Below are 17,506 nucleotides of genomic sequence, written 5' to 3'. Positions count from 1 at the left end.
GCACCAGAGGACTGCCCGGTGCCAACATAAAACCGTCCAGTTTGGAAGGCTTTTCGTTAATAATTGGCCTTTGCCGCCTGAATTAACCGCCGGAACAGCCCCATGCCGCTCGGCCGGTGCACCGTCTGGTTGACCGGAGCGATGCTGCGCAGGTCGATCGGATCGGTCGCGGCATAGAAAGCCAGACCCGCGAGCGTCGCGAAAGCCGGGCCGCCATGCGCATCGGGCAGACCGGCCAGCCCGCGCGGTCGGCCGATGCGGACCGAGCGGCCCAGCGCCTGCTGCGCATAGTCGGCGATGCCCTTCAGCTCCGCGCCGCCGCCGGTCAGCACGACCTGGCGCCCCACCGGCCCCTCGAACTTCAGATGCTGGAGCGCCTTGCGGATCTCGCCCATCTGATGCTCCAGCCGCTGGCGGATCACGCCGATCAGCTGCGCCTTGGTGATCTGCATCGTGTCGCCGCCATCTTCGGCGGAAATCGGCGTGACCTGGATCATGTCGTGATTGTCGCGCGGGGAGGCATTGGCCGAGCCGTGGAAGCACTTCATCCGCTCGGCCATCTGGCGGCGCGTGCCGAAGGCCGAGGCCACATCATCGGTGATGTCTGCGGCGCCCATCGGCAGCGAACAGAGCCCGACCAGCATCCCGCCCGCGAACAGCGAGACATTGGTGATCCCCGCCCCCATCTCGACCAGCGCAACGCCCAGCTCGCGCTCCTCGTCGGACAGACAGGCCAGCCCCGTCGCGACCGGGCGCGGCGATGATCGACTTCACCTCCAGATGCGCCGAGCGGACGCACAGGTCGAGGTTGCGCACCGGCGAACCGTCGGCGGCGACGACATGGATATGCACGCCCAGCCGGTCGGCATGCAGCCCCAGCGGCTTCTTCACCCCGGTCAGCCCGTCCAGCGTGTAGAGCGCGGGCTGCGCGTGCAGCACCATCCGCCCCTGCGGATCGATCGAGTTGCGCCCGGCCGCCAGCAGCGCGTCGATATCGCCCTGTTCGACCTGATGGCCGCCCAGCTCGAACTCGACCTCGGCCACGTCGGACACCAGCCCCCCGGCCGAGAAGCCGACCCAGACATTCTCGATATTCAGCCCCGCAATGCGTTCAGCCTGTTCGACCGCCTCGCGCACCGCCGCCTCGGTCGCGCCCATATCGGCGATATAGCCGCGCTTGACGCCCCGGCTCTCGCGCTGGCCGGTGCCCAGCACGATCAACTCGCCGCCATCGCCCTTCCGCGCGATCAGGGCGGACACCTTGGACGATCCGATGTCCAGTGCGGTAATCAGTCCCTCGGGTGCGATCTTCGCCATGCCCCTGTTACCCCTGTGATGTCCCGTCGACCGCCGCCGCATCCGCGCCGTTCCCCGGTCCGACGTCGCCCGCCATGCCCCCGGCCTTCGCCGGATCGGCCAAAGCGTGATTCTGATTCAAACCGGGCCTGCGCGCAACCAGCTTTGCAGGGTCGCGCATGTCGAACCGCAACCAGCCGCGCCCCAGCAGCGGCCGCGATCCGTCCATCGCCGCGAACTTCATCAGCGCGGCCGGTGCGCCGTCCTCGGGCAAGGCCAGCGTCTCGCCGCTGTCGAAGGTCAGGTCCCAGCGGCGATTGCCGATCCAGGTCGCGGCCTTCACGCGCGGCTTCAGCGCAGGTGCGGCGGACAGCAGTGCCTGATAGCCCGGCTCCTGCAAATTCGCGCCCGGCCCGATGATCAGCGGCAGGTCGGGCATCGCCTCGGGCCGCACCGGTTCCAGCAGCACGCCGCCCGCATCGATCAGGGTCAGCTGGCCATTGTCCTGCCACACCGCCGCCGGACTCCGCTCCTCGATATCGACGAGCAGCGTGTCGGGCAGTCGGCGCGAGACATGCGCGTCCTTGATCCAGCCGTAACGGAGCAGCTTGGCGCGGACATCCTCCAGATTGACGAGCGGCATGGCCCGGCTCTGCTGGTCGAGCGCGACGGCATAGACCGTCATCCGGTCCATCCGCTTCAGGCCCGTGACCTCGATCTGCTGGACGCGGAACCCCGCATGGCCCGCCTGTTCGGCGATGGCGGTGCCGATCATGCCGGGCACCCCGACCCAGGTCGCCAGCGCCAGCGCCGCCGCGCCCGCACCGCCCAGGATCGTCCAGGTCACGGCCTTCTTGACCGTCTCCTCGCTGACCGGCAGCTTCGCCAGCAACCGTTCGGAGAGCGTCGCGCGCTTGACCGGCTGGCGACGACGCGGCGCCGGGCGGCGGGGCGAGGTGCCGCGCTTGATCGTCCGGCTCATCCCGCCTGGTCCTTGTACCAGTGGACCGCCTCATCGACGATCGCCTGGACCACCGCGTCGTAATCCATGCCGACATGGCGGCCCTGTTCGGGCACCAGGCTGAGCGGGGTCATGCCCGGCTGGGTGTTGACCTCCAGCAGGAACAGCCCGTCGACGCCGCGTTCGTCGTCCCAGCGGAAGTCGGAGCGCGAGGCCCCGCGACAGCCCAGGATGCGGTGCGCCTCCAGCGCCAGCGACTTACACGCCTCGGCGATCTCGTCCGGAATCTGCGCGGGGCAGACATGCTCGGTCAGGCCGTCGGTATATTTGGCGTCGAAATCGTACCAGCCATTCTTGGGCTTCAGCTCGGTCACGCCCAGCGCGCGGCCGCCCAGCACGGCGGTGGTCAGCTCGCGGCCCCGGATATAGGGCTCGGCCAACAGTTCCTCGAACTCGGCCCAGGGCCCCGCCCCATCACGGGCGATCGGGTTGCCGTGGTTGCTGGTGTCGGTGACGATCGCGACGCCGACCGACGAGCCTTCATTGACCGGCTTCAGCACATAGGGGCGCGGCAGGGGATCGCCCGCAAACAGTTCCTGCGACTTCACGATCCGGCCGCCGGGCATGGGGATGCCGTGCGGGACCAGCGCCTGCTTGGTCAGCACCTTGTCGATCGCGATGACCGAGGTGGCGAGGCCCGAATGGGTGTACGGAATGCCCATCAGGTCGAGCATCCCCTGCACCGTGCCGTCCTCGCCGGGCGAGCCGTGCAGCGCGTTGAAGACGAGGTCGGGCTTGGCGTCGACCAGTTTCGCCGCAACATCGCGGCCCATGTCGATCCGGGTGACGCGGTGGCCGTTCCGCTCCAGCGCATCGGCGACGCCCGCCCCCGACATCAGCGACACCGGCCGCTCCGCCGACCAGCCGCCCATCAGAACCGCGATATGGAGATGATAGGTCACTTCGCGATTCCCACTCTTTGTATTTCCCATTCGAGCGTAACGCCCGATTGTGCCTTCACCCTGGTCCGGACTTCCTCGCCCAGCGCCTCGATCTCCGCCGCCGTGGCGCCGCCGAGGTTGAGCAGGAAGTTGCAGTGCTTCTCCGACACCTGCGCATCGCCCAGGGTCAGCCCGCGACAGCCCGCCGCATCGACCAGCGCCCAAGCCTTGTGCCCGTCCGGATTTTTGAAGGTCGAGCCGCCGGTCTTGGAACGCAGCGGCTGCGACGCCTCGCGCGCGGCGGCGATGCGGTCCATCTCCGCCTGGATCGCCTCCGGCTCGGCGGCATGGCCCTGGAAGACCGCCTCGACCACCACCGTCCCATCGGTCAGGTTGGAGTGGCGATAGGTATATTCGAGGTCCGCGACGCCCAGCGTCTCGACCGTGCCGTCGCGACGAACGACCGTGGCGGAAACCAGCACGTCGGCGACCTCGCGCCCATAGGCCCCGCCGTTCATCCGCACGAAGCCGCCGACCGTGCCGGGGATCGATCGCAGGAATTCCAGCCCTCCAATGCCTGCATCGCGCGCATTGGACGAGACGAGGATGCCCGACGTGCCGCCGCCACAGGTGACGCGCTGCCCCTCCCCTGCCCGCGCATAGCTGAACGGCTTACCCAGACGGATCACGACACCCGGAACGCCGCCATCGCGCACGATCAGGTTGGAGCCGAGGCCCAGCGCCATTACCGGCACGTCCGGCGCAAGCGCGCTGAGAAACGCCGACAGGTCATCGACGTCCCTGGGCTCCAGCAGATATTCGGCCGCTCCGCCCGCCTTGAACCACACCAGCGGCGCCAGCGGCGCTCCGGGGGTCAATCGGCCGGCGGTGTCGGGCAGGTTCATCGACGCGCCTCGACCGCTGCCGCGAGGCCCGCCGCCCATTTGGTGATGTCGCCCGCCCCCAGGCAGACGACCATGTCGTCCGCACGGATCGAGCCCGCCAGTTCCTCTGCCAGTGCATCGGCATCGGCGACGGTCGCGGTCGAACGATGCCCGCGCCGCTTCAGTCCCTCGACCAGCGCGGAGGCGTCGACGCCCTCGATCGGCTGTTCGCCCGCCGCGAAGACCGGCGTCACCAGCACGCGGTCGGCATCGTTGAAGGCGGTCTGGAACTCCTCCATCAGATTGCCGAGCCGGGTGAAGCGGTGCGGCTGCACCACCGCGATGACACGGCCCCGCGCGCCCTCGCGGGCGGCGGCCAGCACCGCGCGGATCTCGACCGGGTGGTGGCCGTAATCGTCGATGACGGTCACGGTGCCACCGTCCACCGCGATCTCGCCGACCTTGGTGAAGCGCCGCTTCACGCCGCCGAACTGGCCGAAGCCCTGCTGGATGGTCGCGTCCTCGATGCCCAGCTCCAGCGCGACGCCGATCGCGGCCAGCGCGTTCTGGACATTGTGGCGGCCGGGCATGGGCAGCTCGATCCCCTCGATCGAGCGGCTGGAGCCGTCGCGGTTGCGGATGATCGCCTCGAACCGGTTGCCGCCGGGGATCGGCGTGACATTGACGCCGCGCACGTCGGCCTGCGCCGAAAAGCCATAGGTCACGACGCGCCGGTCGCGCACGCGCGGCAAGATGTTCTGCACCTCCGGGTGGTCGAGGCAAAGCAACGCCGCGCCGTAGAAGGGGACGTTTTCTACAAACTCGACGAAAGCGTCCTTCACCCGGTCGAACGAGCCGTAATGGTCGAGATGCTCGGGATCGATATTGGTCACGACCGCGATCGTGCCGTCCAGCCGCAGGAAGCTGCCGTCGCTCTCGTCCGCCTCGACCACCATCCAGTCGCTGGCGCCCAGACGCGCGTTCGAGCCATAGCTGTTGATGATGCCACCATTGATGACGGTCGGGTCCACCCCGCCCGCATCGAGCAGCGCCGCGACCATCGAGGTGGTCGTCGTCTTGCCATGCGTGCCCGCCACCGCGACGGTGGACTTCAGCCGCATCAGCTCGGCCAGCATCTCGGCGCGGCGCACCACGGGGATGCGGCGTTCCAGCGCGGCTTCGACCTCGGGGTTCGATCGGGTGATCGCCGTCGAGGTCACCACCACCGCCGCATCGCCCAGATTGTCGGCGGCATGGCCGATCGCGACCGGGATTCCCTTGGTCCGCAGCCCCTGCACCACATAGCCCTCGGCCACGTCAGAGCCCTGCACCCGGTAGCCGAGATTCTTCATCACCTCGGCAATGCCCGACATGCCGATGCCGCCGATGCCGACGAAGTGGATCGTGCCGATATCCGTGGCGACGCCCTTCATGCGCCCATCCCTGCCAAATTCCGTGTCCTTTGCGATTTGCCCACCGGCAAGACCATGCGCGGCGCGTCGAGGCTTTCGACCAGATCGGCGAGATCGCTCGCCGCTTGCGGTCGGCCACAGCCCCGCGCCCGCCCCGCCGCATTCTCCAGCGCCGCCGGGTCGAGGCCCAGCTTCTGCATCTGCTTGGCCAGTTCGACCGGCGTGAAATCCTTCTGCGCGATCGTCCGCGCGCCGCCCGCCCTGGTCATCTCGCGGGCATTCACCGTCTGGTGATCGTCGGTCGCGGAGGGTAGCGGCACCAGGATCGCCGGACGACCCGCGACCGTCAGCTCGGCCAGCGTCGAGGCGCCTGCCCGCGCGATCACCAGATGCGCCCAGGCGAGTTGCTCGGGCAGGTCGGGCAGATAGGTGGCGAGTTCGGCCGGAATCTCATGCTCGGCATATTTGGCGCGCACCGCGTCGATATCCTCGATCCGCGCCTGATGCGTCACCTGCAACCGCCGCCGGAAGGTGACGGGCAGCATGGCCAGGCCATCGGGCACCACCTTGGACAGGATGCTCGCCCCCTGGCTGCCGCCGGTGACGAGGACGCGGAAGATGCCATCCTCCTCCAGCAGCGGATAGGGCCGCGAGCGGAGCGCGAGAACCTGGTTGCGCACCGGATTGCCGATCAGCCGGGTCTTGGCCGCGTGCTTGGCGCTCAGCCGCTGGGTGTCCTCATAGGACAGCGCGATCGCATCGACCTTCCCTGCGACCAGCCGGTTGACCCGGCCCAGCACGGCGTTCTGCTCGTGGATCGCGGTGGGGATGCCCTCCGCGAACGCCGCCAGCAGGGCGGGCATCGCCGGATAGCCGCCAAAGCCGATGACGGCGGCGGGGCGGAAGGTGCTGTACAGCTCGCGCGCCATCGCCCGGCCGCGCCACATCTCGCGCAGCGCCTTGGCCCAGCCGACCGGTCCGCCCGCAAAGCGCCCGGCGGGCAGGACATGGGTCTGGATATCCTCGAACAGCCCCGGAAAGCGCACCCCGCGCGCATCCGATACCAGCGCGACACGGTGGCCGCGCCGGGTCAGTTCGGCCGCCAGCGCGGCGGCGGGGACCATATGGCCGCCGGTACCCCCGGCGGCGAGGACGAAGTGACGGCTCATTGCCCGCTCCACCTGACTACATAGGGGCTGCGCGTCAGGAACGGATTGCGCCGGGTGAATGCCAGCAACAACCCCATCCCGATCGACAGCGCGATCATCGACGAGCCGCCATAGCTGATGAACGGCAGGGTCATCCCCTTGGACGGGGCCAGCCCCGTATTCACCGCCATCGAGATCAGCGCCTGCGCGCCGAACTGCACGGCAAGGCCCGATGCGGCGTAGAGCTTGAACTCGTCCTGTTCGTCAAGCAGCTTCACGAACACCCGCACCACGATCGCCAGGAAGACCAGCGCGATGATCGAACAGGCGATCAGCCCGAACTCCTCGCCGATCACCGAGAAGATATAGTCGGTATGCGCTTCGGGCAGCCCGAACTTGGCCGTGCCGCCGCCGGGGCCGGTGCCGGTCCAGCCGCCCGCGGTCAGCGTGTTGTGCGCGGCATTGACCTGGAAATGGTCGGCCGCGCCCTCGCCGTCGACATCGGGGAAGAGGAAGGCGTTGATGCGGTTCCGCGCCACGCTGTAGAACATATAGGCGGTGACCAGCCCGACCGGCGCCATCGCCCCGATCGCCAGCATCACCTTGAGCGGCGTGCCCGAAATCATCAGCAGCGCCACCCAGACCAGGCAGAAGACGATGGTCTGCCCGAAATCGGGTTGCAGCATCAGCAGGCCCGCGACCAGTCCCGTCATCCCCATGGTGATGAGCGTGGCGGGCAGGTCGCGCTCCTTGGCCTTCAGCGACAACAGCCAGGCGGTCGTCACGATGAACATCGGCTTCAGGAATTCGGACGGCTGGAACTGTGCGATGCCGAAGCCGATCCAGCGCCGCGCGCCGTTGATCTCCACCCCGATAAAGGGCGTCACCGCCAGGATCGCGATCAGGATCCCCGTCCCCAGCACCGCCATGCGCCGCGCGGTGACGACCGGCAGCATCGAGACGCCGAACAGCACGGGCAGCGAGACGCCTACCCACATCACCTGTCGCCAGAAATAGTAAAGCGGGGCGAATTTGCGGTGCTCGCCCGAATAGCGCATCGCGGTCGCCGGGCTGGCGGCCGCGACCGCGACCAGGCCGATGGCGATCAGGAACAGGGTGAGCAGCAGCAGCACCCGGTCGATATCCCAGAACCAGGTGCCCAGCGGCGAACGATCGCCGCGCCCGCCCCGACCCTTCATCGATCCGATCAGGCCGGGACGCGGGCCTGGCTTGGGAGCGCGGTCGGTCACGCCAGAGCCTCCACCGCCGCGCGGAAGGCGTCGCCCCGCGCTTCATAATCGCGAAACTGGTCGAAGCTGGCGCAGGCAGGCGACAGCAGCACCGTGTCACCGGGCCGCGCCGCCGCCGCCGCATGCGCGACCGCCGCCTCCAGCGTGCCCGACTGCTCGACCACGGGCACCTTGTCCTTCAGCAGATCGAAGAAGAGCGGCGCGGCCTCGCCGATGGTATAGGCCGCGACGACATGGCCCAGATGCTGGGCGCACGCGTCGAGATCGTCGCCCTTGCGCTTGCCGCCGACGATCCAGTGCACGCGCGGGAAAGCCCCGAGGGCGGGCGCGGTGGATTCGGGATTGGTCGCCTTGGAATCATTGACGAAGGCCACGCCGTTTCGCGTCGCGACCTGCTGCATCCGGTGCGGCAGGCTGGCATAGCTGGCCAGCCCCGCCTCGATCGCATCCTCGGCAATACCCAGGGCGCGCGCGACCGCGATGGCGGCGCGCGCATTCTGGGCATTGTGCGGCCCCTGCAAGGCGGGCCAGCGACTCTGGTCGATCGGGTCCGACGCGATGGTGACGAGATCGTCGGTCCGCCCGGCAAGCCCCTGCGCGATATTGGCCGACGCCTCGTCGCCCGTGCCGACCACCGCGACATGCCCGGCCGATTGCATCGCGAACAGCCGGGCCTTCGACGCGGCATAGCCCGCAAATCCGTCATAGCGATCGAGATGGTCGGGCGTGATGTTGAGCAGGACCGCCACGTCGCAATCCAGGCTCCGCGTCAGATCGATCTGATAGCTGGACAGCTCCAGCACATAGACCCCGCCCGCAGGTAGGGGCTCCTGCCCCAGGATCGGCAGGCCGATATTGCCGCCCATCAGGGTCGGCACGCCCGCCGTCTTCAGGATGTGGTGGACCAGCGCTGTCGTGGTTGACTTACCGTTCGTCCCGGTAATGCCGACGACCTTGTGCGGCGGCAGGTCGTGCCGCGCCTGCGCGAACAGCTCGATGTCGCCGATGACCGGCACCCCCGCCGCGCGCGCGGAAGCGGCGAGCGGATGGGTATTCAGCGGCACGCCCGGCGACACGACCAGCGCGTCGAAGCCCGACAGGTCGTCGAGCGGTGCGATCGTGAGCCCCTCCCCTTCAGGGGAGGGGTTGGGGTGGGGCGGTTCCTCAAGCGCGGCATCCTGCGGCAAGGCCCCACCCCCAGCCCCTCCCCTGAAGGGGAGGGGAGCCAAGGCTTCACGCTTCGCAGGATCGCTATCCCACGCCACGACCCTCGCCCCGCCCGCCAGCAGCGCCGAAACGGTCGCGGCGCCGGAGCGTGCAAGCCCCAGCACCGCGTAACGTTTTCCCGCCCAGTCCCGCGAAACGATCATCGCAGCTTCAACGTCGACAGGCCCGCCAGCGCCAGCACGAAAGCGATGATCCAGAAGCGGATCACGACCGTCGGCTCCGACCAGCCGAGCTGTTCGAAATGATGGTGGATCGGCGCCATGCGGAACACCCGCTTGCCGGTCCGCTTGTAGAAGAAGACCTGGATGATGACCGACATCGCCTCGACCACGAACAGGCCGCCGATGATGCCCAGCACGATCTCGTGATGCGCGACGACCGCGATGGTGCCCAGCGCCCCGCCCAGCGCCAGGCTGCCGGTATCGCCCATGAACACCGCCGCCGGGGGGGCGTTGAACCACAGGAAGGCCAGCCCCGCGCCGACCACCGCGCCGCAGAAGATCGCCAGCTCGCCCGCGCCCGGCACATGCGGAATGCCCAGATAGTCGGCGAACTTCGCATTGCCCGCCAGATAGACGATGACCATGAACGCGACGCTGGCAATGATGACCGGCATGGTGGCGAGGCCGTCGAGCCCATCGGTCAGGTTCACCGCATTGCCGAACGCCACGATCGTGAAGGCGGCGAACAACGGATAGAAATAGCCGAGGTCGATATACATGCGCGAGGTGAAGGGTAGATAGAGGTGCGGCCCGTTCTGCCCCATGATGATCCATGCCGCGATGCCCGCGATGGCGAATTCCAGCAGCAGCCGGGTCCGCCCCGACACGCCCGCCGTCGAGGCCTTGCGCACCTTGTCATAGTCGTCGAGGAACCCAATCGCCCCGAAGCCCAGCGTGACGAACAGGCACGCCCAGACATAGGGGTTGAAGACGTTCATCCAGATGATGATCGCCAGCGCCATGCTGGTCAGGATCATCAGCCCGCCCATGGTCGGTGTGCCCCGCTTGGCGAGATGGGTCTGCGGCCCGTCGGCGCGGATCGGCTGCCCCTTGCCCTGGCGGACGCGCAGCCAGCCGATAAAGCGCGGGCCGATGATCAGGCCGATGAACAGCGCGGTCGCCACCGTCGCGCCGGTGCGAAAGGACTGATAGCGGATAAGGTTGAAAAGCCCCGGAAAACCCAGATGCTCCGCGATCCAGTACAACATTAACCCTGCGCCCCGCCCAGTCGAGATTCGCGTCCCAGAGCGGCGACGACCCGCGACAGCCCGACCCCGTTGGAACCCTTGATCAGCACCACGTCGTCGGGCGCGATGATCGAGGCCAGCGCGGCTTGCGCGGCCTTAGCATCGGCCACATGGACGAAATCGACCCGCCCCTCAAGCGCGGCGGCCAGCGGCACCATCGATTCACCGACCAGCAGCGCCCGTTCGACGCGCGCGGCCAGGATCGGCTCGGCCAGGCCCGCATGATAGGCGGCCGAATCCTCGCCCAGCTCGCGCATCTCGCCCAGCACCGCGACGTGGCGTCCAGGCTCCTCGGCCAGCACCGCCAGCGTGGCGCGCATCGAGGCGGGGTTGGCGTTGTAGCTTTCGTCGATCACCAGCGCGCCGTTCGCCATGCGGAACCGCGCGCCGCGCCCGGCCAGCCCGCCCATCTCGGCCAGCGCAAGCCCCGCTAGCCCCAGATCGCCGCCCGCCGCATCCACCGCCGCCAGCACCGCCAGCGCGTTGGACACCCAATGCTGCCCCGGCTGCGACAGGGTGAAGTTCAGTTCCTTGTCGCCCAGCCGGGCGGTCACGAAGCTGCCGCCATTGGGCCCGCGCATCGCCTCGACCGCGCGGACATCGGCGGCGGGATCGAAACCGAAGGTCACGATCCGGTCGGCATAGGGCTTGGCCGCCGCGATCAGGCGATCGCGATGCGGGCTGTCATAGGGGACGATGGCGGTGCCGCCGGGCTGGAGCCCCTGGAAAATCTCGCCCTTGGCATCCGCGATGGCGGATTCGTCGGGGAAGAATTCGGTATGTGCGGGCGCGATGGCGGTGACGATGGCGATGTGAGGGCGGACCATCGCGGTCAGCGCGGACAGCTCGCCCGCATGGTTCATCCCCATCTCGAACACGCCCGCGCGGACGCCCTGCGGCATGCGGGCCAGGCTGAGCGGAACGCCGGTATGGTTGTTGTAGCTCTTGACCGAACGGTGCACCGCCCCCCGCCAGCCCCGCTCGAGCGCGGCATAGAGCGCCTCCTTGGCGCTGGTCTTGCCGACCGAGCCGGTGACGCCGATGATCGTTGCCTGCGTCCGGGCCCGGCTGGCGCGCGCGAGGTCCTCCAGCGCGTGGAAGCTGTCGGCGACGCGGACATGCGGATGATCGGTCGGCCGGCTGACCAGCGCGCCCGCCGCGCCCTGCGCAAAGGCCTGGTCCAGAAAGCGATGGCCATCGGTCGCCTCACCCGCCATCGCGACGAACAGGTCGCCCGGCCCGACCTCGCGACTGTCGAAGGCGACGCCCGACACGGCGAAATCGCCCGATGCCTGCCCGCCGGTCGCCGCCGCGATCTCCTGCGCGGTCCACAGGGTCATTTGCGCTCCTCGGGCGTCTTGGCACCATAATGCAGCGACAGCTTGGGGCGCACGCGTGCGGGCGCGTCCGGCTGAACGGAATCGGTCTTGTCGACCGGCGGCGTCTTGGTGGGGGCCTGGGACGTCATGCCGCGCACTCCCGCGCCACCGACACATCGTCGAAGGGCAGGACGAGGTCGCCGACGATCTGGCCCTGTTCATGCCCCTTGCCCGCGATCAGCACGATGTCCTGCTCGCCCGCCTCGGCGATGGCGGCGGCGATGGCCTCGCGCCGGTCGCCGATCTCGATCGCGCCGGTCGCACCGCGCATCACCTGCGCGCGGATCGCGGCGGGGTCCTCGGTCCGGGGATTGTCGTCGGTCACGATCACCCGGTCGGCATGGAGCGAGGCGACCTGTCCCATCACCTCGCGCTTGCCCGGATCGCGGTCGCCGCCCGCGCCGAACACCACGATCAGGCGCCCGCCCGCATGCGGCTTGAGCGCGGCGATCGCCGCCTCCAGCGCATCGGGGGTATGGGCATAGTCGACATAGACCGGCGCGCCGCTCCGCGCGATGGCGGCGCGTTCCAGCCGCCCGCGCACCGGCTGCAATCGGGCCAGATCGGCGACCGTCCGCGCAACGTCGCCGCCGGTCGCGATGACGAGCCCAGCCGAAACCAGCGCATTGGCCGCCTGATAGGCCCCGATCAGCGGCAGCTGCACCTTGTGCACCGCGCCTTGTTCGTCCTCGATCACCAGCCCCTGGCCCAGCAGGGTCGGATGCCGCTCGACCAGCTTCAGCGTCGATCCGCGCGTGCCGACCGTGACCAGCCTGTTGCCGCGCGCGCGCGCCAGGTCGATCACCCGGCCGCTTTCCACGTCATCGGCCCACACGACCGCCGTGCCCTCGGGCGACAGCACCTCGGAGAACAGCCGCATCTTGGCCGCCAGATAGGCCCCCATGTCGCCATGATAGTCGAGATGGTCGCGCGACAAATTGGTGAAGGCCGCCGCCGACACCTCCAGCCCCTCGGTCCGATACTGGGTCAGGCCATGGCTCGACGCCTCGAACGCCAGATGGGTCACGCCCTCGCGCGCCAGCCCCGCGACATTGGACAGGAAGGTCACGACGTCGGGCGTGGTGAGGCCGGTATAGGTCCGCTCGTCGGCGGTGGTCACGCCCAGCGTGCCGATCGAGGCGGCATGATGCCCCGCCATCCGCCAGAGCTGGCGCGTCATCTCGACCGTCGAGGTCTTGCCGTTGGTGCCGGTCACCGCCACCGCGGTCGCCGGGAAGGGCGCGAAGAACGCCGCCGCCAGCCGGGCAAAGGCCGCGCGCGGTTCGTCGGAGGCGATGTGCACCGCTCCCTCCACGGCCACGCCCGGCCGGGCGACGACCGCCACCGCGCCGCTGCGCACCGCATCGGCGATGAAATCCTCGCCATTCACCCGCGCGCCCTGGAACGCGCCGAAGATCGTGCCCGGCGCGACCTTGCGATGGTCGATCGCGAAACCGGAGACGAGGGCGTCGCCGCCCTCGCCCGTGATGTCATGGTCCAGTTGGTTCAGCTTCATGCCGCGCGCCTCATCGTCCATCCACGGGCGGCGCCTTGGGGTCCTGCCACAGGGTCGGCAGAATGTCCGACACGTCCACATCCTTGTTGGCGTCCGGCACGACGCCCAGCATCGCACCGACCCGCGTGATCGTCCGCCCGACCACCGGCGCGGCGTTCCAGGCTGCGGTCTTCCACCCGAACGTCTCCTTCGTCCCCTTTGGCGAGTCGAGCATCGCCAGCACGACATAGCGCGGCGCATCCATCGGAAAGGCCGCCGCAAAGGTCGCCACGTTGCGCGAACGGTCATAACCGCCCGCCACCGCCGCCTCGGCCGTACCAGTCTTGCCCCCGACGCGATAGCCCGGCGCATCGCCCTTGCGCCCCGTGCCGCGCATCACGACCAGCCGCAGCATCTGGCGCATCCGCGCGCTCGTCGCCTCGCTCAGCACGCGGCGTCCCTCGGGCGCATGGCCGGGCGCCACCTTCAACAGCGTCGCGGGCCGCCAGATGCCGCCATTGACCAGCGCGGCATAGGCCGAGGCGAGGTGCAGCGGCGTCACCGCGATGCCATGGCCATAGGCGGTCGTCATCGTCGTCGTCCGCGCCCAATAGGTGGGCAGCAGCGGGCGGCCCTTTTCGCGCAGCTCGATATCGGGCTTGGTATCGAAGCCCAGCTTCTTGAACATCGCCTGCATCCGCTGCGGCCCGATCTCGTCGGCGACGCGCGCGGTGGCGATGTTGGAGGAATAGATCAGCGTCTCGGCCATGTTCAGCCAGCGCTTCGGATCGCCCGCCTCGTCATGGATGGTATAGCCGCCGACCTTGAGCGGATGGGTCGCGTCGAAGCGTCGCGCCATCGAGGTGACGACGCCATTCTCCATCGCGGTCGCCATGGTGATCGGCTTGAAGGTCGAACCCAGCTCGAACACGCTCTGCGTCGTGATGTTGCGCAGCTGTTCGGACCCCGCCATGCCGACCCGGTTGGGGTTGAAGGTGGGCAGCGAGACCATCGCGATCACCTCGCCCGTCGCCACGTCGAGCACGATGCCGCCGCCGCCGCGCGCCGAGAAGGTCGTCATGGCGCGGCCCAGCTCGCTCTCCATCGCCGCCTGGACGCGCGTGTCGATCGACAGCGCGACCGGCTTGCCCGCCTGGGCCGGGTCGAGCAGCCGCTGGTCGAGGACGCGCTCCATGCCGCTCATCCCGTGCCCGTCGGTCGACAGGAAGCCCAGCGCGTGCGCGGCCAGGTTGGATTGCGGATAGAGGCGCTGCGTCTCGCGGTCGAAGACCAGCCCCGGCTCGCCGATCGCGTTCACCTGCTCAACCAGCGCGGGGCTGGCGCGGCGTTGCAGATAGACGAAATTCGCCTTGCGGGTCAGCTGGTTGTAGAACCAGGCCTGATCGCCGCGATCGGGCATCAGCGCGGCGAGGCGCGCGGCGATCTCCATCGGGTCGCCGATCAGCTTCTTGGGATGGACCGCGATCGTCCAGCTGTCGATCGTGCGCGCGAGCGGCGCGCCGTTGCGGTCGACGATGTCGCCGCGCGCGGCCAGCGTCGCGGTGCGCGCCGCCGCGTCGGCCGGGCCGGCGAAGATCGCCAGCATCATCAGCCGCCCGATCACGACGAGCACCGCCGCGCCGAACAGCATCATCAGCATCATCAGCCGCATATGCGTCGTCGCGACCAGCGCATGGCGCTGGCCGGCGGTACGCTGCGTGCCGGTGGGACGTGCGACGAGTACGCTCAACGCGGCCGCCGCGATTCGGACTTGGCCCCCTTCAGAATGTCGCCCAGCGTCGTGTCGGACAGCAGCTGGCGGTCGAGCATCGCCACCGCCTGCGGCCGGACCTTCGCAACGGCGGCAACGGTGCGCACGGTCGCGATCGGCGCGGGCTTGGCGCCCTTGGTCGCGACGACACGCTCGGACACGGCCTTGACGATCTGGGCCTTGGGCAGCTCGACCTTGGCGAGCCGGACGACGGGAGCGGGCGCGATGGGCTTGGCGGCGGCGGGGGCGGAGACCGGCGCGTCCGGCTGGGCGACCGGAGCGGGCTGGGGCTGAGAGGGGACGAGCAGCGCGGCGGTCTGGATCGCACCGGCGGCGGGCCCCTGCGTCACGTCGAGCGAGGCGAGCTGCGACTCGTCACCCACGAACTGCCCGGCGACCGGCGCGGTCAGCGCCAGCGTGTCACCATTCCACTTTTCCAGCTGGACCAGGTTGGCGCGGGTGTCGAACTCGGTCTCCAGCGCGCGGATGTCGCGCTGCGCGGCGGCGATGCGGGCGTTGACGTCGTCCAGCTTCTTGCGCTCCGACGCGACCTGGAGCGAGACCAGGTAGAAGCCCAGGACCACCGCGACGCAGCTCCCGAACCACCCGATCCCCTTCAACCGATACGCCGCCGTCATACGCCCAACTCCTGACTCAACTCGCCCCCCGGCAATCCATTCGATCCCGCCGACCAGGCGGGGGACTCGGTTCGCGTCGCAAAACGCAGCGTCGCCGAACGCGCGCGCGGATTGCGGGCCAGCTCCGCCTCGCCCGCGCGCACCGCCTTGCCGACCTGGGCAAAGCTGGGCGCGGCGGCGGCGGCCTGTTGCGGCAGGTGACGCGACCCGCCCGGCATCTGCCCGGCGCGCTCGCGGAAGAAGCGCTTGACCATGCGGTCTTCCAGGCTGTGGAAGGTGACGACCACCAGCCGCCCGCCCGGCTTCAACGCGCGTTCCGCCGCCGCCAGCCCCTCGGCCAGTTCGTCCAGCTCGCGGTTCACATGGATGCGGATCGCCTGGAAGGTCCGGGTCGCCGGGTCCTTCTTGTCATGCGGGCGATAGCCGAGCGCGCGGCGGACCACGGCGGCCAGTTCGCCGGTACGGGTCAGCGGGCGTGCGGCGACGATCGCCTGCGCGACACGGCGCGAACGCGGTTCCTCGCCGTAATGATAGAGGACGTCGGCGATCGCGGCCTCGTCGGCGGTGTTGAGGAAATCGGCGGCCGACTCCCCCTCCTGCGCCATGCGCATGTCGAGCGGCCCGTCCCCCTGGAACGAAAAGCCGCGCTCCGCCTGGTCGAGTTGCATCGAGGACACCCCGATATCGAGCACCACGCCATCAACGCGGGTATCGAGTTCCTGATCCAGGCTAGAAAATTCCCGGTGGATCAGCGTCAGCCCCGGCTCGGCCGCGACCAGCGCCTGGCCGTTGGCGATCGCGTCGGGATCGCGGTCGAAGGCGACGACGTTCGCCCCCCGGCCCAGCATCGCACGCGTATAGCCGCCCGCGCCGAACGTGCCGTCGACATGCGTCTCGCCCGGCTGGATGACGAGCGCGTCCAGCACCTCGTCGAGCAGGACGGGGATGTGCGGGGCGTCGGCGGGCATGGTCACGGGATCGCTCACAGCGCGATCCCCTTTTCCTGACAGTGATAGCGCGCGGCCGAGATCATCTTGGGCGGCAGGCCCGGCGTCTCGACCAGCGTCCTGGGGTCCCAGATTTCGATATAATCGAACGTGCCCCAGAAAAAGGCATGGCCCGTGATCCCGGCATGGAAACGGGGAAAGCCCGGCATGATGAAACGGCCCGAACCGTCGAAGGGCACGGCCTCGCCATTCGCCAGATCGCGCTTGATGTTATAGTCGATGCGGCCGTCGGGCCCGCGCGACATCTCGGTGCGCGCGTCCAGTTCCTTCTTCAGCACCGCGACATAACCCGGGTCATAAGCGATCAGACAACGTTCGGTTTCGTGTACGGCGATGATGATGGTCCCGCCGTCCTTTCCATCGGGGCGCGGCGCGTTCTGAGCCAGGGTGGAACGAAGGGCGTTGGGGATGGCCACGCGACCCTTGTCGTCGACAAGGCCAATGCCACTTCCCTGATACAAACCCCTTTCGGACACGCCAACCTCGCACATGGCGCGCACGGCCTCACATCTTCGAAACCCGGCCGATGCCGCGCTCCGACCCATTGCTGGACAATGATGAGCCTGCCCCTCTGTTGGGAATGGGTTTACCTATAGCGTCAACGGGTGGCAACGGGATTTTTGGGGATGATCGGGGAAACCGCTCCTAAATCGCTGTATATGCGACGAACGGCTGGGCGCGGGGCGGGAGGGAGCGCATCGGCGAACTGGCGGAAAAGTGCCGAAAAACGGGCGCACGAAGCACCGATCCCCGGATTTCCCCGAAGGATTCCCATCATCGCCAAACGGCGTCGGGATGCGGTGAGAAAGGCGGCGGAGCGCGGCGGCCGAGCCGGGTCACCGGCCGAA

General features: G+C 68.9%; 15 protein-coding genes and 1 pseudogene. All 16 read right to left on the bottom strand.

Annotation, left to right across the window (positions count from 1 at the left end):
• Positions 1 to 56: 56 nt before the first annotated feature.
• Positions 57 to 1,317 (bottom strand): annotated as a pseudogene (gene ftsA, locus QE363_RS06560) (cell division protein FtsA).
• A 7-nt stretch (positions 1,318 to 1,324) separates the two neighbouring features.
• Entirely contained in the window at positions 1,325 to 2,278 is a 954-nt protein-coding gene (locus QE363_RS06555) for a cell division protein FtsQ/DivIB (protein WP_307103399.1), read from the bottom strand.
• Positions 2,275 to 3,249 carry a D-alanine--D-alanine ligase gene (locus QE363_RS06550; RefSeq protein WP_309693373.1) on the bottom strand — a complete coding sequence of 325 codons (975 nt, stop codon included), beginning with the start codon at positions 3,247 to 3,249 and terminating at the stop codon, positions 2,275 to 2,277. The genes QE363_RS06555 and QE363_RS06550 overlap by 4 nt, the downstream gene beginning before the upstream one ends.
• Positions 3,216 to 4,103, bottom strand: a complete 888-nt coding sequence (gene murB, locus QE363_RS06545) for a UDP-N-acetylmuramate dehydrogenase (RefSeq protein ID WP_309693371.1) — start codon at positions 4,101 to 4,103, stop codon at positions 3,216 to 3,218. Before murB ends, QE363_RS06550 begins: the two co-directional genes overlap by 34 nt.
• Entirely contained in the window at positions 4,100 to 5,515 is a 1,416-nt protein-coding gene (gene murC / locus QE363_RS06540; protein WP_309693368.1) for a UDP-N-acetylmuramate--L-alanine ligase, read from the bottom strand. The genes murB and murC overlap by 4 nt, the downstream gene beginning before the upstream one ends.
• Entirely contained in the window at positions 5,512 to 6,663 is a 1,152-nt protein-coding gene (gene murG / locus QE363_RS06535; RefSeq protein ID WP_309693366.1) for an undecaprenyldiphospho-muramoylpentapeptide beta-N-acetylglucosaminyltransferase, read from the bottom strand. The genes murC and murG overlap by 4 nt, the downstream gene beginning before the upstream one ends.
• On the bottom strand, positions 6,660 to 7,841 hold the full coding sequence (locus tag QE363_RS06530; RefSeq protein WP_307104767.1) for an FtsW/RodA/SpoVE family cell cycle protein: 1,182 nt from the start codon (positions 7,839 to 7,841) through the stop codon (positions 6,660 to 6,662). The genes murG and QE363_RS06530 overlap by 4 nt, the downstream gene beginning before the upstream one ends.
• Positions 7,842 to 7,888: 47 nt before the next feature.
• Entirely contained in the window at positions 7,889 to 9,262 is a 1,374-nt protein-coding gene (murD, locus tag QE363_RS06525; protein WP_309693363.1) for a UDP-N-acetylmuramoyl-L-alanine--D-glutamate ligase, read from the bottom strand.
• On the bottom strand, positions 9,259 to 10,329 hold the full coding sequence (gene mraY, locus QE363_RS06520) for a phospho-N-acetylmuramoyl-pentapeptide-transferase (protein ID WP_307103386.1): 1,071 nt from the start codon (positions 10,327 to 10,329) through the stop codon (positions 9,259 to 9,261). The genes murD and mraY overlap by 4 nt, the downstream gene beginning before the upstream one ends.
• Positions 10,329 to 11,708, bottom strand: a complete 1,380-nt coding sequence (gene murF / locus QE363_RS06515; RefSeq protein ID WP_309693358.1) for a UDP-N-acetylmuramoyl-tripeptide--D-alanyl-D-alanine ligase — start codon at positions 11,706 to 11,708, stop codon at positions 10,329 to 10,331. The genes mraY and murF overlap by 1 nt, the downstream gene beginning before the upstream one ends.
• Positions 11,705 to 11,836 carry a hypothetical protein gene (locus QE363_RS06510; RefSeq protein ID WP_309693354.1) on the bottom strand — a complete coding sequence of 44 codons (132 nt, stop codon included), beginning with the start codon at positions 11,834 to 11,836 and terminating at the stop codon, positions 11,705 to 11,707. Before QE363_RS06510 ends, murF begins: the two co-directional genes overlap by 4 nt.
• Positions 11,833 to 13,263 (bottom strand): UDP-N-acetylmuramoyl-L-alanyl-D-glutamate--2,6-diaminopimelate ligase, encoded by a 1,431-nt coding sequence (locus tag QE363_RS06505; protein ID WP_309693352.1) that lies wholly within the window; start codon positions 13,261 to 13,263, stop codon positions 11,833 to 11,835. The genes QE363_RS06510 and QE363_RS06505 overlap by 4 nt, the downstream gene beginning before the upstream one ends.
• A 10-nt stretch (positions 13,264 to 13,273) precedes the next feature.
• Positions 13,274 to 14,992 (bottom strand): penicillin-binding protein 2, encoded by a 1,719-nt coding sequence (locus tag QE363_RS06500; RefSeq protein WP_309693349.1) that lies wholly within the window; start codon positions 14,990 to 14,992, stop codon positions 13,274 to 13,276.
• The gene (locus QE363_RS06495; protein ID WP_309693346.1) at positions 14,989 to 15,651 is read right to left on the bottom strand and encodes a hypothetical protein; all 663 of its coding nucleotides are present in this window, start codon (positions 15,649 to 15,651) and stop codon (positions 14,989 to 14,991) included. Before QE363_RS06495 ends, QE363_RS06500 begins: the two co-directional genes overlap by 4 nt.
• Positions 15,648 to 16,619, bottom strand: coding sequence for a 16S rRNA (cytosine(1402)-N(4))-methyltransferase RsmH (gene rsmH / locus QE363_RS06490; RefSeq protein ID WP_309698114.1), 972 nt, complete (start codon positions 16,617 to 16,619; stop codon positions 15,648 to 15,650). The genes QE363_RS06495 and rsmH overlap by 4 nt, the downstream gene beginning before the upstream one ends.
• A 14-nt stretch (positions 16,620 to 16,633) precedes the next feature.
• The gene (locus QE363_RS06485; RefSeq protein ID WP_307104761.1) at positions 16,634 to 17,149 is read right to left on the bottom strand and encodes a division/cell wall cluster transcriptional repressor MraZ; all 516 of its coding nucleotides are present in this window, start codon (positions 17,147 to 17,149) and stop codon (positions 16,634 to 16,636) included.
• Positions 17,150 to 17,506 lie beyond the last annotated feature (357 nt).

The sequence above is a fragment of the Sphingomonas sp. SORGH_AS_0870 genome, from assembly GCF_031453175.1.
In the GTDB taxonomy this organism is placed as follows: domain Bacteria; phylum Pseudomonadota; class Alphaproteobacteria; order Sphingomonadales; family Sphingomonadaceae; genus Sphingomonas.
Note: the sequence above shows the minus strand (reverse complement) of the source record. Positions and strands in the feature narration are given on the sequence as shown.

Excerpts from the sequence above, each read along its gene's own strand:
- QE363_RS06495 (WP_309693346.1), bottom strand. The coding sequence starts at position 15,651 with ATGACGGCGGCGTATCGGTTGAAGGGGATCGGGTGGTTCGGGAGCTGC.
- QE363_RS06530 (WP_307104767.1), bottom strand. The coding sequence starts at position 7,841 with ATGAAGGGTCGGGGCGGGCGCGGCGATCGTTCGCCGCTGGGCACCTGG.
- murG (WP_309693366.1), bottom strand. The coding sequence starts at position 6,663 with ATGAGCCGTCACTTCGTCCTCGCCGCCGGGGGTACCGGCGGCCATATG.
- QE363_RS06555 (WP_307103399.1), bottom strand. The coding sequence starts at position 2,278 with ATGAGCCGGACGATCAAGCGCGGCACCTCGCCCCGCCGCCCGGCGCCG.
- rsmH (WP_309698114.1), bottom strand. The coding sequence starts at position 16,619 with ATGCCCGCCGACGCCCCGCACATCCCCGTCCTGCTCGACGAGGTGCTG.
- murC (WP_309693368.1), bottom strand. The coding sequence starts at position 5,515 with ATGAAGGGCGTCGCCACGGATATCGGCACGATCCACTTCGTCGGCATC.
- mraY (WP_307103386.1), bottom strand. The coding sequence starts at position 10,329 with ATGTTGTACTGGATCGCGGAGCATCTGGGTTTTCCGGGGCTTTTCAAC.
- murD (WP_309693363.1), bottom strand. The coding sequence starts at position 9,262 with ATGATCGTTTCGCGGGACTGGGCGGGAAAACGTTACGCGGTGCTGGGG.
- murF (WP_309693358.1), bottom strand. The coding sequence starts at position 11,708 with ATGACCCTGTGGACCGCGCAGGAGATCGCGGCGGCGACCGGCGGGCAG.
- QE363_RS06485 (WP_307104761.1), bottom strand. The coding sequence starts at position 17,149 with ATGTGCGAGGTTGGCGTGTCCGAAAGGGGTTTGTATCAGGGAAGTGGC.
- QE363_RS06505 (WP_309693352.1), bottom strand. The coding sequence starts at position 13,263 with ATGAAGCTGAACCAACTGGACCATGACATCACGGGCGAGGGCGGCGAC.
- murB (WP_309693371.1), bottom strand. The coding sequence starts at position 4,103 with ATGAACCTGCCCGACACCGCCGGCCGATTGACCCCCGGAGCGCCGCTG.
- QE363_RS06510 (WP_309693354.1), bottom strand. The coding sequence starts at position 11,836 with ATGACGTCCCAGGCCCCCACCAAGACGCCGCCGGTCGACAAGACCGAT.
- QE363_RS06550 (WP_309693373.1), bottom strand. The coding sequence starts at position 3,249 with ATGGGAAATACAAAGAGTGGGAATCGCGAAGTGACCTATCATCTCCAT.